General features: G+C 70.5%; 14 protein-coding genes. All 14 read left to right on the top strand.

The window, feature by feature from the left end; genetic code table 11:
- Window positions 1-31 precede the first annotated feature (31 nt).
- On the top strand, window positions 32-334 hold the full coding sequence (locus tag CQ393_RS09975) for a helix-hairpin-helix domain-containing protein (protein WP_153191402.1): 303 nt from the start codon (window positions 32-34) through the stop codon (window positions 332-334).
- Between the two features lie 332 nt (window positions 335-666).
- Window positions 667-1,632 (top strand): SDR family NAD(P)-dependent oxidoreductase, encoded by a 966-nt coding sequence (locus CQ393_RS09970; RefSeq protein ID WP_153191401.1) that lies wholly within the window; start codon window positions 667-669, stop codon window positions 1,630-1,632.
- A 70-nt stretch (window positions 1,633-1,702) separates the two neighbouring features.
- The gene (locus tag CQ393_RS09965; RefSeq protein ID WP_153191400.1) at window positions 1,703-2,425 is read left to right on the top strand and encodes a glycosyltransferase family 2 protein; all 723 of its coding nucleotides are present in this window, start codon (window positions 1,703-1,705) and stop codon (window positions 2,423-2,425) included.
- The gene (locus CQ393_RS09960) at window positions 2,422-2,760 is read left to right on the top strand and encodes a lipid-A-disaccharide synthase N-terminal domain-containing protein (protein ID WP_153191429.1); all 339 of its coding nucleotides are present in this window, start codon (window positions 2,422-2,424) and stop codon (window positions 2,758-2,760) included. Before CQ393_RS09965 ends, CQ393_RS09960 begins: the two co-directional genes overlap by 4 nt.
- 157 nt (window positions 2,761-2,917) lie before the next feature.
- Entirely contained in the window at window positions 2,918-4,705 is a 1,788-nt protein-coding gene (locus tag CQ393_RS09955; protein WP_343199917.1) for a DUF885 family protein, read from the top strand.
- A 205-nt stretch (window positions 4,706-4,910) separates the two neighbouring features.
- A complete protein-coding gene (locus tag CQ393_RS09950) occupies window positions 4,911-5,291 on the top strand; it encodes a hypothetical protein (RefSeq protein ID WP_153191398.1) in 381 nt (126 codons plus the stop codon).
- A gap of 55 nt (window positions 5,292-5,346) precedes the next feature.
- A complete protein-coding gene (locus CQ393_RS09945) occupies window positions 5,347-6,618 on the top strand; it encodes a TolC family protein (RefSeq protein ID WP_153191397.1) in 1,272 nt (423 codons plus the stop codon).
- Complete coding sequence (locus CQ393_RS09940) at window positions 6,615-7,598, top strand: efflux RND transporter periplasmic adaptor subunit (RefSeq protein WP_228114418.1); 984 nt, start codon at window positions 6,615-6,617, stop codon at window positions 7,596-7,598. Before CQ393_RS09945 ends, CQ393_RS09940 begins: the two co-directional genes overlap by 4 nt.
- Before the next feature lie 19 nt (window positions 7,599-7,617).
- Window positions 7,618-10,791, top strand: a complete 3,174-nt coding sequence (locus tag CQ393_RS09935; RefSeq protein ID WP_194269641.1) for a CusA/CzcA family heavy metal efflux RND transporter — start codon at window positions 7,618-7,620, stop codon at window positions 10,789-10,791.
- Between the two features lie 213 nt (window positions 10,792-11,004).
- Entirely contained in the window at window positions 11,005-11,634 is a 630-nt protein-coding gene (locus tag CQ393_RS09930; RefSeq protein ID WP_153191395.1) for a cation transporter, read from the top strand.
- Window positions 11,635-11,691: 57 nt separating this feature from the next.
- On the top strand, window positions 11,692-12,384 hold the full coding sequence (locus CQ393_RS18230) for a hypothetical protein (RefSeq protein ID WP_228114416.1): 693 nt from the start codon (window positions 11,692-11,694) through the stop codon (window positions 12,382-12,384).
- A 278-nt stretch (window positions 12,385-12,662) separates the two neighbouring features.
- Window positions 12,663-12,899 carry a 50S ribosomal protein L28 gene (gene rpmB, locus CQ393_RS09920; protein ID WP_054668347.1) on the top strand — a complete coding sequence of 79 codons (237 nt, stop codon included), beginning with the start codon at window positions 12,663-12,665 and terminating at the stop codon, window positions 12,897-12,899.
- Between the two features lie 10 nt (window positions 12,900-12,909).
- On the top strand, window positions 12,910-13,077 hold the full coding sequence (rpmG, locus tag CQ393_RS09915) for a 50S ribosomal protein L33 (protein WP_169411268.1): 168 nt from the start codon (window positions 12,910-12,912) through the stop codon (window positions 13,075-13,077).
- A gap of 153 nt (window positions 13,078-13,230) precedes the next feature.
- Window positions 13,231-14,622, top strand: a complete 1,392-nt coding sequence (locus tag CQ393_RS09910; protein WP_153191394.1) for an FAD/NAD(P)-binding protein — start codon at window positions 13,231-13,233, stop codon at window positions 14,620-14,622.
- Window positions 14,623-14,629 lie beyond the last annotated feature (7 nt).

The following is a 14,629-nucleotide window of genomic DNA, read 5'->3' as shown; positions in this document are numbered from 1 at the left end:
TTCCATCCACCTCCGAGGTGCATGCAAGGCAATGAACCCCACCAAGGTCGACCGCAATCACCTGTTGCGTCTGACCGACCTGCCGAATGTCGGGCCGGCCTGTGAAAAGGATCTCCGTCTGATCGGGATCCGTGTTCCCGCGCACCTGCGCGGGCGCGATCCCTACGACATGTACGCGCAGCTGTGCCTGAAGACCGGCGTGGTGCACGACCCCTGCGTGATCGACGTGTTCCTGTCGATCGTGCGCTTCATGGCCGGGGAGGCGCCGCAGCCGTGGTGGGCGTACAGCGCCGAGCGCAAGCAGACACTGGCAAAGGATCCGATGACGCTGTAGCCCGCCCTTTCCCTTCTCCCTCCGGCAGACGAAACGGCAGGGCTGCCGTTCCGCACGGCGAAGCTGCCCGCAGGGAGAGGCGCAGGATGTGCCGGATGCAGGTGGCGCCAAGCGCCGGACGAGGGACGCCACAGGGATCCTGCGGCCGCTACCATGGGGAACGCGTCGCCACGCGTCCGCAGGGTGAACAACCAGGCGTCGCCTTGGCGATTTACCCGGGCTGGTGCGTGGCGACGCGTTCCTGGCAGCGGACGCTTCCTTGCCGCGCTCCTCACCCCGACCCCGCTCCCGGAGGGAGAGGGGTTTCAATCGAGCAATTCCGGAATAACCAGATGACCATCCTCGTCACCGGCGCCGCCGGCTTCATCGGCGCCTACACCTGCCAGGCCCTGGCCGCGCGCGGCGAGCGCGTGGTCGGGCTGGACAACTACAACGACTACTACGACCCGCAGATCAAGCGCGACCGCGTCGCCGCGCTGTGCCCGCAGGTCGACATCCGCACGCTGGACCTGACCGACCGCGACGGCCTGGCCGCGCTGTTCGACCAGATCCAGCCCACGCGCGTGATCCACCTGGCCGCGCAGGCCGGCGTGCGCTACTCGCTGCAGAACCCGCATGCCTACGTCGACAGCAACCTGGTCGGCTTCGTCAACATGCTGGAGCTGTGCCGCCACCGTGGCGTGCGGCACCTGGTCTATGCGTCGAGCAGCTCGGTCTACGGCGATTCGGCTACGCCGCCGTTCTCCGAGGACCAGCGCGTGGACCAGCCGCGCTCGCTGTACGCGGCGACCAAGGCCGCCAACGAGCTGATGGCCTACACCTACGCGCAGCTGTACGGCCTGCGCGCCACCGGCCTGCGCTTCTTCACCGTGTACGGCCCATGGGGCCGGCCGGACATGGCGCCGCTGCTGTTCTCGCGCGCGTTGCTGGCCGGGCGGCCGATCGAGGTGTTCAACGAAGGCCGCATGCGCCGCGACTTCACGCATGTTTCCGACATCGTCGCCGGTATCCTCGGTGCCCTGGACCATCCTTCGGAGGACGCCGTGCCGCACCGGGTATTCAACCTCGGCAACCACACGCCGGTGGAGCTGGAGCGTTTCATCGAGGTGATCGCCACGGCGGCCGGCCGCCCCGCGCGGAAGGTCTACCGGCCGATGCAGCCGGGTGACATGGTGGAGACCATGGCCGACACCACGCGGGCGCGGCGGGCCTTCGGCTTCGACCCGGCCACGCCGATCGAGGCCGGGCTGCCGCCGGTGGTGGCCTGGTGCCGCGACTACTTCGGCGACGCCGCCTGACTCATCTTCCATCAAGCCGCGCGCTGGAAAATGCGCGGTCTTTTCCCTACCGCACGAACGGATCCCCGCGATGAACCAACCCGCGCTTTCGGTGGTCGTCCCCGTCTTCAACGAACGCGACAACGTCGCGCCCCTGGTCGGCGAGATCACCGCCGCGCTGCGCGGGCGGGTGGCGTTCGAGATCGTCTATGTCGACGACGACTCGAAGGACGACACCCTGCAGGTGCTGCAGTCGCTCAAGGCGGCCAACCCGGAGCTGCGCGTGCTGCACCACGTCGGCCAGAGCGGGCAGAGCACCGCCGTGCGCACCGGGGTCAAGGCGGCACGCGCGCCGTGGATCGCCACCCTCGATGGCGACGGCCAGAACGACCCGGCCGACATCCCGAAGCTGCTGGCCGCGCGCGATGCCGCCGCGCCGGAGGTCAGGCTGTTCGCCGGCTGGCGCGTCGACCGCCAGGATTCGGGTTCCAAGCGCTGGGCCAGCAAGTGGGCCAACGCCATCCGCGCGCGCATGCTGCGCGACGACACCCCCGACACCGGCTGCGGCATCAAGCTGTTCGAGCGCGCCGCCTTCCTCGACCTGCCGTATTTCGACCACATGCACCGCTACCTGCCGGCGCTGATGCAGCGCGCCGGCTGGAAGACGGTGAGCGTGCCGGTCAACCACCGCCACCGCACCGCCGGCGTGTCCAAGTACAACAACCTCGGCCGCGCCCTGGTCGGCATCCGCGACCTGCGCGGGGTGGCCTGGCTGATCGCGCGCAGCCGGCGCACGGCGGTGGAGGAGGTCTGAGCATGGATTTCATGAGCCAGCCGCTGCCCTGGCTGGAGTGGACCGGCGTGCACATGTCGCCGTGGAAGCTGGTCGGCCTGACCGGCACCCTGATGTTCGGCGGCCGCTGGCTGGTGCAGTTCGTCGCCAGCAAGCGCCAGGGCAAGCCGGTGATCCCGCGCCTGTTCTGGTACATGAGCATCGTCGGCAGCCTGATGACGCTGAGCTACTTCATCTTCGGCAAGAACGACGCGGTGGGCATCCTCGGCAACCTGTTCCCCACCTTCACCGCGCTGTACAGCCTGTACCTGGACATCCGCCACCGCGGCTGGAAGCGCGACAAGGCCGGGCATTGAGCGCGCAGGAGCGCACTTCAGTGCGCGATGGGGCTTTGCCGGTAACGCCCCATCGCGCACTGAAGTGCGCTCCTACGTGGGGCAGGACTTTCGATCCATGCACGGATGGGCCGCCGGTGACATGATCCGGGTCTGTTTCCCGAAGAGTCCGCCGTTCGTGAAAACCACCCTGTCCGTCGCCCTGCTGCTCGCCCTTGCCCTGCCGGGCGCCGTCGTCCACGCCGCGCCCTCGAAGCCATCGGCACCCGCCGCGCTGGCCGCGCAGGACGCCGATGCCCGGTTCAAGGCGATCTACGAGAAGGAATGGGCCTGGCGCCAGGCCGGCGGCGGCGAGGCCAGCGAGGACGGCGACGCCCCGGCGAACGCCACCCGCCTGCCGGATGTCGGCGCCGAGGCGCAGCAGGCGCGGCTGAAGGTGTGGGACGAGGTGCTGGAGCAGCTCAAGACCGTCGACCCGGCCACGCTCTCGGCCGAGAACCAGGTCAACTACGCGATCTACAAGTACCAGGTGGAGAACCTGGCCGACGAGGTGCGCCTGCGCGCCTACGAGATGCCGTTCAATTCGGACTCCTCGTTCTGGTCGAACCTGGGCTTCATGGCCCGGCGCGAGATGAAGACCGCGCAGGACTACCGCAACTACATCGCGCGCCTGAACGACGTGCCGCGCTACTTCGACCAGCAGACCGCCAACATGCGCGCCGGCCTGGAGCGCGGCTTCAGCGTGCCGCGCGCGGTGCTGGAAGGCCGCGACGTGTCGATCTCGACCGTGGCCGAGCTCAAGGACCCGACCGAATCGCCGCTGTACGCGCCGTTCAAGAAGCTGCCGGCGGGCATTCCCGCCGACGAGCAGCAGAAGCTGCGCGAGGAGGCGCAACAGGCGGTCGGCGGCAGCGTGATCCCCGCCTTCGGCAAGCTGCTGGCGTTCTTCCGCGAGGAATACGTGCCGCAGGCGCGCACCACCCTGGCCGCGGAGAAGATGCCGGGCGGCAAGGCGTTCTACCGGCAGCAGATCCGTGAATACACCACGCTGGACATGAGCCCGCAGCAGATCCACGCGCTGGGCCTGAGCGAGGTCAACCGCATCCAGCAGGAGATGAACGCGATCATCGACAAGGTCGACTTCAAGGGAAAGAGCGAGCAGACCCGTTTCGCCGATTTCCTGGAGTTCCTGCGCACCGATCCGCAGTTCTATGCCAGGACGCCGGAGGAACTGCTGTGGCGCGCGGCGTGGATCTCCAAGCGCGTGGACGGGGTGATCGGCAAGTACATGACCCTGCCGCGCGCACGCTTCACCATCGTGCCGGTGCCGCCGGACATCGCCCCGTTCTGGACCGCCGGCCGCGGCGGCATGGGCACCTACTGGGTCAACACCTACAACCTGCCGGCGCGCCCGCTGTACAACCTGCCGGCGCTGACCCTGCACGAATCCGACCCGGGCCACGCGCTGCAGGGCGCGCTCGCCGCCGAGCAGGGCGAACAGCCGGACTTCCGCCGCGGCGCCTACATCTCCGCCTACGGCGAGGGCTGGGGCCTGTACAGCGAGAAACTCGGCATCGAGATGGGCATCTACGAAACCCCGTACGAGGATTTCGGGCGCCTGACCTACGAGATGTGGCGCGCCTGCCGCCTGGTCATCGACACCGGCGTGCACCACTACGGCTGGAGCCGCGAGCGCGCCATCGCCTACCTGCGCGACCATACCGCGCTGAGCGAACACGAAGTGACCACCGAGGTCGACCGCTACATCTCCTGGCCGGCGCAGGCGCTGAGCTACAAGCTGGGCGAGATCACCATCGTCAAGCTGCGCGCGCAGGCCGAGAAGGAGCTGGGCGACAGGTTCGACGTCAAGTCCTTCCACGACGCCGTGCTCAAGCAGGGCTCGGTGCCGCTGCCGGTGCTGGAGCGGCAGATCAAGGCCTACATCGAGGAACGCAAGAAGGCCTGATGCGGTCGTGCGTGGCGGTCCCAGGGAGCGTCAGCACGCCGTAACCCCGTAGGAGCGACTTCAGTCGCGACCGGCGCTTTCCCGGCGAAGCGCGTCGCGGCTGAAGCCGCTCCTGCGATTCGAATGCGGTGAGCGCAGCGGGTCCGCACACTCCCGCGACCCTTGCGATTGTGTAACGCGACATGCCGCCGCTACCCTGCCGCGCATGATTGCGTTCCTGCGCCGCCGCCCGCCGTCGCTGCTGCTCCGCCTGCTGGTGCTGGCGGTGGTCGCGCTCGGCACCGCCGGCGGCGCGCTGGCGTCGGCGCTGGGCGAGCTGCACGCGATGAGCCACGCCGATCATCCGGTCGCCGTGCACGATCCGGCGATGGACGCCGACAGCGGCCACGACGAAGCCGACGGCGCCCGCCTGCTGCACGCGCTCGTGCATTGCGGCCACTGCCACGGCCACGGCGGCGTGCTGCCGTTCGCCGTTGCGGCATGGGACGTGGCGATGCCGCCGGTCGCCACCTGCACCACCCCGCACGACACCCGCTGGCGCCCGGCGCCGACGGAAAGCCTGCTGCGCCCTCCGATTCCGGCCTGATCCCGCGTCCGCCGCGCGGACGTCCCGATCCCTCGCCGAAAACCGGAGATTCCCCATGTGGAAACGCCTGGCCGCGCTTGCGGCCCTGGCGATCGCACCGTGCGCCGTCGCGCAGGTGCCGTCGCCGCCTGCACCCTTGACCCTGGACGAAGCGGTCGGCCGCGTCGCCCGCACCCATCCCGACCTGCGCCTGCCCGAGCTGCAGCGCGCCGCCGCCCAGGCCCGCCTCGACGGCGCCGGCTTCACGCCGCCGCTGGTGCTCGGCGTGGAAGTCGAGAACGCCCTGGGCAGCGGCGGCGGCCGCGGCTTCGACGCTGCCGAGGTCACCGTCTCGCTGGCCGGCGTGCTCGAGCGCGGCGGCAAGCTGGACGCGCGCCGCACGCTGGCGCAGGCCAATATCGACGTGCTGGCCCCGCAGCGCGAGATCGCCCGCCTGGACCTGATGGCCGAAGTGGCGCGCCGCTACCTGGCCATCACCGCCGCGCGCGGCCAGCGCCGGATCGCGCTGGACGACATCGAGCAGCGCCGCCGCGCAGTCGCCGCCGCACGCCTGCGCCTGCAGGCCGGCGCCTCGCCCGCATCCACGCTGATGACCGCGCAGGCGGCGCTGGCCCAGGCCGAACTGGATCGTGACCGCGCCAATGAAGCCGAACGCGCCGCGCGGATGGCGCTGGCCGCGTTGTGGAACGCACGCGAAGCGGACTTCGGCGCAGTCAGTGGCGATCCGCTGCAGCTGCCGGCGCTGCAGGATTTCCAGCAGCTGGCGACGCTGCTGTCCGACACGCCGGAACTGGCAGTGGTCGCCGGCGAAGCGCGCGTGCGCGAGGCGCAGCTGCAGCTGGCGCGCAGCCAGCTGCGCAGCGATCTGTCCTGGCAGCTGGGCGTGCGCAACAACCGCGACAGCAACGACACCGCGCTGGTCGGCGGCTTCAGCCTGCCGCTGGGCAGCGCCCGCCGCGCCGGGCCGGAAATCCGCGCCGCCCAGGCCGAACTGGCGATGAGTGCGCTGGAGCGCGAATCGCGCGCGCTGCAGCTGTACGCAACATTGGCCGAGGCCCACGGCCGTTACGGCACCGCGCGGCTGGAAGTGGCGCGCATGGACAGCGACGTGCTGCCGCAGCTGCAACGCGCCGAGAAGGCCGCCGAAACCGCCTGGCGCGCCGGCGCCATCAGCTACCTGGAATGGGCGCAGCTGCAGGCCATGCGCATCGAGGCGCGGCAGCGCCAGCTCGATGCCGCGCTCGCCGCGCAGACCGCCCTGATCGAGATCCAGCGCCTGACCGGCCAACCGCTGGTCGCCACCGCTTCCGAAGGAAACACGCCATGAAGGCCCCCCTGACCGCTTCCCCGATGTTCCGCCTGGCCGCGCTGGCCGTGTTGCTGGCCGCGCTCGCTGCCTGCGGCGGCGATCCCGCCGCAGGCAAGGACGCCGCCCAGGGCAGCCACGCGCATGCCGAGGGCGACGACCACGACGAGGAAGACGAAGCGCCCGGGCAGACCACCATTCCCGCCGCGCGCGCCAAGGCTGCCGGCATCGTCAGCGCTGCCGTGGGCCCGGGCACCATCGCCGACGAGCACGACGTGCAGGGCCTGCTGGCGCCGATCGACGGGCGCATGGCGCAGGTCACCGCGCGTTTCCCCGGTCCGATCCGCGCGCTGCGGGCCAACGTCGGCGACCGCGTGCGCGCCGGCCAGCCGCTGGCCAGCATCGACAGCAACCTCAGCCTGACCACCTATGGCGTCAGCGCGCCGATCTCCGGCGTGGTGCTGTCGCGCCAGGCGCAGGTGGGCGGCGTCGCCGGCGAAGGCCAGCTGCTGTTCGAGATCGGCGACCTCTCGCAGCTGTGGGTGGACCTGCACATCTTCGGCGCCGATACCCAGCACATCACCGCCGGCGTGCCGGTCACCGTCACCCGCATGACCGATGGCGTCAGCCAGGCCACCACGCTCGAACGCGTGCTGCCGGGCACCGCCACCGCCAGCCAGAGCACGGTGGCGCGCGCCACCGTGGACAACGCCGACGGCCTGTGGCGGCCGGGCGCGGCGGTGCGCGCGCGCATCGTCGTGGCCAGCGCGCCGGCCGACGTCGTGGTGCCGTTGAGCGCGCTGCAGAGCATGGACGGCCGCGACGTGGTGTTCGTGCGCACCGGCGATACCTACCAGGCGCGGCCGGTCACGCTCGGCGCGCGCGATGCGCGGCAGGTGGCGGTCGCCGCCGGCCTGCAGGCCGGCGAGGAGGTGGTCGTCGAACAGAGCTATACGGTGAAGGCCGACATCGGCAAGGCGGGAGCGGGCCATGAACACTGACCGCGCGCTGCGCCCCGGCCTGCTCGAACGCATCGTCGGCGCCGCCATCGCCCACCGCTGGCTGATGCTGCTGCTCACCGGCGCACTGGTGCTGCTCGGCGGCTGGAGCTTCACCCGGCTGTCGATCGACGCCACGCCCGACATCACCAACGTGCAGGTGCAGATCAATACCGCCGCGCCAGGCTACTCGCCGCTGGAAACCGAACAGCGCATCACCTTCCCGGTGGAAACGGTGCTGGCCGGGTTGCCGAAGATGGAGAGCGTGCGTTCGCTGTCGCGCTACGGCCTGTCGCAGGTGACGGTGGTGTTCGCCGACGGCACCGATCTCTACTTCGCCCGCCAGCAGGTGGCCGAACGCCTGCAGCAGGCGCGCTCGCAGCTCCCGGAGGACCTCGACCCGCAGCTCGGGCCGATCGCCACCGGCCTGGGCGAGATCTTCATGTACACCATCGACGCCGACCCGGAGGCGCGCAAGGCCGATGGCAGCGCTTACACCGCTACCGACCTGCGCACCCTGCAGGACTGGGTGATCCGCCCGCAGCTGCGCACCGTGCCCGGCGTCACCGAGGTCAACACCATCGGCGGGTTCCAGCGCCAGGTGCACCTCACCCCTGACCCGGCGCGGCTGCGCGCGCTGGGTTTCACCCTGGAGGACGTCGCCGCCGCGGTGCAGGCCAACAACCAGAACGTGGGCGCCGGCTACATCGAGCGCAACGGCCAGCAGTTCCTGGTGCGCGTTCCCGGCCAGGTCGCCGACCTGGCGCAGATCGGCGACATCGTGCTCGACCGCCGCGAAGGCGTACCCATCCACGTGCATGACGTGGCGACCGTCGCCGACGGCCCGGAACTGCGCAGCGGCGCCGCCACCCAGGACGGCCACGAAGTGGTGATGGGCACGGTGGTGATGCTGGTCGGCGCCAACAGCCGCGCCGTGGCGCAGGCCGCGGCGGCAAGGCTGGAGCAGGCGCAGCGCAGCCTGCCCATCGGGGTCACCGTCACCGCCAGCTACGACCGCACCGCGCTGGTGGACCGCACCATCCAGACCGTCGCCAGGAACCTGCTGGAGGGCGCGCTGCTGGTGATCGTGGTGCTGTTCCTGCTGCTGGGCAACTTCCGTGCGGCGCTGATCACCGCCGCGGTGATCCCACTGGCGATGCTGTTCACGTTGACCGGCATGGCGCGCGGCGGCGTGTCGGCCAACCTGATGAGCCTGGGCGCGCTGGATTTCGGCCTGATCGTGGACGGCACGGTGATCATCATCGAGAACTGCCTGCGCCGCTTCGGGCAGCGCACGCATGCGCTGGGCCGGGCGATGACGCGCGCCGAACGCTTCGCCGAGACCGCCGCCGCCACCGCCGAGGTGATCCGCCCGAGCCTGTTCGGCCTGGGCATCATCACCGCCGTGTACCTGCCGATCTTCGCCCTCACCGGCGTGGAAGGAAAAATGTTCCACCCGATGGCGATCACCGTGGTGCTGGCGCTGAGCGGCGCGATGCTGCTGTGCCTGACCTTCGTGCCGGCGGCGATCGCGCTGTTCCTTGGCGGCCGCGTGCAGGAGACGGAGAACCGGCTGATGGGCTGGCTGCGCCGGCGCTACCAGCCGCTGCTGGACGTCGCCCTGCGCCGCGGGCGCTGGATGATGGCCGGCGCGCTGGTGCTGGTGATCGGCTGCGGCCTGCTGGCGACACGCCTGGGCAGCGAATTCGTGCCCAACCTCGACGAAGGCGACGTGGCGATGCACGCCATGCGCATTCCCGGCACCAGCCTGACCCAATCGGTGCAGATGCAGCGGCAGATCGAACTGCGCCTGCTGCAGTTCCCGGAAGTGGCCAAGGTGTTCTCCAAGATCGGCACGCCGGAAGTGGCGTCCGACCCGATGCCGCCCTCGGTGGCCGACACCTTCATCATGATGAAGCCGCGCGCGCAATGGCCGGACCCGCGCAAGCCGCGCGCGCGCCTGCTGGTCGAGCTGGAGGAAGCGGTGGAGGAACTGCCGGGCAACAACTACGAGTTCACCCAGCCGATCCAGATGCGCATGAACGAGCTGATCTCCGGCGTGCGCGCCGATGTCGCGGTGATGCTCTACGGCGACGACCTGGACACGCTGATGGACGTCGGCCGGCGCATCGAGAAGGTGGCCGCGGGCGTGCCCGGCGCCGCCGACGTGCGGCTGGAGCAGACCAGCGGCCTGCCGCTGCTCACCGTCACCCCGGACCGGCAGAAACTCGCCGGCTACGGCCTCAACCCGGGCCAGGTGCAGTCCACCGTGGCCACCGCGGTGGGCGGGCAGGTGGCGGGACAGCTGTTCGAGGGCGACCGCCGCTTCGACATCGTGGTGCGCCTGCCGGAAGAGCTGCGGCAGGATCCGGCGGCCCTGGCCGACCTGCCGGTGTCGCTGGAAGCCGCGCTGGCCAGCGGCAATGCCGACGAACTGAGCCGCGGCGGCGCCGCCGGCGCGCTCACCGGCAACCCGCGCACGGTACCGCTGCGCGAACTGGCGCGCATCGACACCAGCGAAGGCCCCAACCAGATCAACCGCGACAACGGCAAGCGCCGCATCGTGGTCACCGCCAACATGCGCGACCGCGACCTGGGCGGCTTCGTCGCCGACCTGCAGCGGGCCATCGATGCCGGCGTGCCGCTGCCGACGGGCTACTGGATCGACTACGGCGGCAGCTTCGAGCAGCTGATCTCGGCCAGCCGGCGCCTGGCGGTGGTGGTGCCGGCGACGCTGGCGCTGATCTTCGCCATGTTGTTCTGGGCGTTCGGCTCGGGCAGGGACGCGGCCATCGTGTTCAGCGGCGTGCCGCTGGCGCTGACCGGCGGCGTGCTGGCGCTGGCGCTGCGCGGCATCCCGTTGTCGATCTCCGCGGGCGTGGGTTTCATCGCGTTGTCCGGGGTGGCGGTGCTCAACGGCCTGGTGATGATCAGCTTCGTGCGCAGCCTGCGCGAACAGGGGCGGCCGCTGCCCGAAGCGGTGCGCGAAGGCGCGCTGGGCCGCCTGCGGCCGGTGCTGATGACCGCGCTGGTGGCCTCGCTGGGCTTCGTGCCGATGGCCTTCAACGTCGGCGCCGGTTCGGAGGTGCAGCGCCCACTGGCCACCGTGGTGATCGGCGGCATCGTGTCCTCCACCCTGCTGACCCTGCTGGTGTTGCCGGTGCTGTATCGCTGGCTGCACCGCGGGGAGCGTTGAGTCCGGTTTTGCCTGCGCTAGGGCGAGGTCGTATGCGCGAGAGCCCCGGGTGATGCGCCGGGAATGCGATGAAAGCGTTCGAGGAAACTACCGGCGGCGGCCCCGACGTCGCCGGCATCCTGCGCTTCGATACGCACCCTGCATTGCCGCAGGCACTGCAACTTTTCCTCCATCGGTGCGAACATCCGCGCCGATGCCCTGCATGGAACCGGAATGAGCGACTGTTGCGGCTGCGGCAAAACCCTGGAGGTCGAGCGCATGCAGGCACGCCAGCGGCGCGTGCTGGTTTGGGTGCTGGCGATCAACCTGCTGACCTTCGCGATGATGATGGCCGCGGCCTGGCACAGCGGCTCGGCCTCGCTGCTGTCCGGCAGCCTGGACAACCTGGGCGACGCGCTGACCTATGCGCTGAGCCTGGCGGTGGTCGGCGCCAGCCTCGCCGCCAAGGCGCGGGTCGCCCTGCTCAAGGCGGCCTTCATCCTGTGCGCGGCCATCGCGGTGGCGGTTGGCATCGGCTGGAAGCTGATGCATCCGCACCTGCCGCTGTTCGAGAGCATGGGCATCGCCGCACTGCTCAACCTCGCCGCCAACCTGCTGTGCCTGCGCCTGCTGTGGCCGTACCGGCAGGGCGACATCAACCTGGCGTCGGCCTGGATGTGTTCGCTGAACGATGTCTACGAAGGAAGCGCGGTGATCCTCGCGGCGCTGGCGGTGTGGGCGTTCGGCGCCGGTTGGCCGGACCTGCTGATCGCCGTGGCGCTGCTGCTGCTGTTCCTGCGTTCGGCATGGACGGTGGCGCGTGCGGCCTGGCGCGAACTGCGCGCGTCGCGCCCGGCGTCCTGACTTGATGCCCGCCGTCGCCGCTGGCTAGAGTCGGGCGATACATCCTGGGAGCGGGTCATGCGATTGCGCCGTCTTGCGGTAGTGGGTCTGTTATCGTCGTGCGCGGGCGGTACGGCCGCGGCGGAAGACCGCGACATCTACATCGAGTTCCTGTGGTCGAAGCCGCCGGCCGATTCCATTGCCCGCCAGCAGACCCGCCAGTTCGTCGTGCAGGGCGACCACGACCACCAGATCTGCGTGGCCGCCAATGCCGCACCCGCCGACGTGGGCGGCCTGCAGCTGGAACTGCTCGATGCCGACGGCAGACGGGTGTCGTTGCACCGGTACGACGACTACCGCGGCACCAAGCAGTGCCATCGCGCAGACCTCGGCGAAGGTGGCGCGGCGGGGGAGTGGACGGCGCGCGCCTTGCTTGGCGACGGCCGCACCAATGCGGCCACCATCCGCGTCGATCCGCGCCTGGAGGATTCGCCCCATTACCTCGAGCGCGGCATTCCCTACGTGGCCGGCCGCCCGAATTACGACCCTTCGATTCCGGGACCTGAATGGAGCGGCCGGCTGGTCTGGGCGATGGATGTGGACCCGCAGGGGCGGGTGACCCATGTCGAGGTCGAGGTCGCCGAAGGCGTCGGCGAACGCATCCGCGACCGCGCCATCGCGGCCGGCTACCTGACCCTGTTCCCGCCGGACCCGGCGCGCGCGACCACGCCGCTGCGCTGGCGGCGCACGCTGTCCTTCGCGCCCGAGTGAGCCCTTCTGCGGCCGCTGCCCGGCAGGCGTGCCGGGAGCCGCGGCCCCGCGCCTGGCCCGGGACCGGCTGGCGGGGGCTGTGGACAACTTGCCATCGCCGCGGCCATCGCGCATAATGCGCGGCTCGCTGTGCCCGGAATCCCGAGGCCGGCGGCCGGAAGCACGTCGTCCAGCCGCCTTGCAGCGTACCCCTGACTCCCGTGACGTGTGGCGGACAACCGCCGGGGCCGCCCTCTTCCTGGCCAAGGAAGAGACAACCGACATTACCGAGGTGCGCAATGTCCCGAGTTTGCCAAGTTTCCGGCAAGAAGGTGCAGACGGGTAACAACGTCTCGCACGCCAACAACAAGACCCGCCGTCGCTTCCAGCCGAACCTGCACGAGCGCCGTTTCTGGGTCGCCAGCGAGAACCGCTGGGTCAAGCTTCGTGTTTCCGCGCATGCACTGCGCACCATCGACAAGAACGGCATCGATTCCGTTCTGGCTGAGCTGCGTGCCCGCGGCGAAAAGGTCTGAGGAGTAAAACATCATGGCAGGCAAGCGCGATAAGGTCCGTATGATTTCCTCGGCCGGTACCGGCCACTTCTACACCACGGACAAGAACAAGAAGAACACCCCCGGGAAGATGGAATTCCTGAAGTACGACCCGGTGGTCCGCAAGCACGTTCTGTACAAGGAAGGCAAGATCAAGTAATCCGCACGGATTGCTTGGGCAGCCGTTCCGCACCGGACCCGCCGCAAGGCGGGTTCCGTGTTTCCGGGGCCGGGAAAACGCCATCAGCGTGTCCCATCAGCACATGCGGCGGCGGCATCAGGCCGCGCTGGCGGCATCGCCTACAATCGGCGCATGACAGTTTCCGACCAGACGCAGGCCTGCGACATCGCGATCATCGGCGGCGGCGCCGCCGGCGTGCTCACCGCGATCGGCGTGCTGCGTGGCGCCACCGCCGCGCTGCGCGTGGCGCTCATCGAGCCGCAGCTGCCGCTCGGCCGCGGCGTGGCCTACGCCACGCGGTATCCCGAGCATCTGCTCAACGTGCCCGCCGGCAAGATGAGCGGTTTTCCCGACCGGCCCGACGATTTCCTCGACTACCTGGTCGCGCGCGATGCCTTGCCCGGCGTCGCGCGCGACACCCTGGCGCAGACCTTCGTCGCCCGCCACCACTACGCGGACTATCTGCGGCAGCGCCTGCAGGAGGCGGTGGACGCCAGCCCGGCGCAGCTGGACCTGCGCGCCGCGCGCGTCCTCTCGCTGGAGAAGCAGGCCGACGGCATCGCACTGCAGCTGGACCACGGTCAGCCGCTGCTGGCCGCGTCGGTGGCGCTGTGCGCCGGCAATGCGCTGCGGCCGCTGCCGGCGCGCGGCGCCGGTGCGCTGCCGCCGGGCAAGCGCATCGAGGCCTGGGATTTCGACGCGGTGCAGGACATCGCCGCGACCGCCGACGTGGCCATCGTCGGCTCCGGGCTGAGCATGGCCGACAGCGTGGTCTCGCTCGCCGCCATCGGGCATCGCGGCCAGGTGCACGTGCTCTCGCGCCATGCGCTGCTGCCGCTGCCGCATGCCAAGGGGCCGGCCGCCGACTACGATCCCGAACCGCTGCTGGCGATGACCCTGCGCCAGCGCGTGCGCGCGCTGCGCCGCCATGCCGACGAGGCCGCGCTGCGCGGCATTCCCTGGCAGAACGTGATGGAGCGCATCCGGCCGCTGGGCCAGGCGCTGTGGCAGTCGCTGTCCTTCGACGACCAGCGCCGCTTCCTGCGCCACGTGGTGCGTTACTGGGACGTGCACCGGCACCGCATCGCCGCGCCGGTGCATGCGCAGCTGATGGAACTGCGGCGCCAGGATCGCCTGCACTTGCATCGCGGCCGTCTGGAAACCGCGATCGCCGAGGGCGCCTGCGTGCACTTGGGCGCGCTCGACCCGCGCCGGCAGCCGTTCCAGCTCGATGCGCACTGCGTCGTCAACGCCACCGGCGTGGAGATGCGCGCGCAGGCCATGCGCAACCCGCTGCTGCAGCAGATGCTGGGCAGCGGCGCCGCGCGCCCGGGGCCGCACGGCATCGGCATCGACACCGCCGCGGACGGCAGCCTGCTCGACGCCGACGGCGTGGCCGATCCGCGCGTACAGGTGGTCGGCAGTCTGCGCATCGGCCGCCTGTGGGAGAGCCTGGCGATACCGGAACTGCGCGGGCAGGCCGCGCATGCCGCGGCAGCCGCGCTGCGCCGGCTGCGGGGCTGAACGGCCG

Origin of the sequence: Stenotrophomonas sp. MYb238 (assembly GCF_009496535.1) — a bacterium.
Lineage (GTDB): Bacteria > Pseudomonadota > Gammaproteobacteria > Xanthomonadales > Xanthomonadaceae > Stenotrophomonas.
Note: the sequence above shows the minus strand (reverse complement) of the source record. Positions and strands in the feature narration are given on the sequence as shown.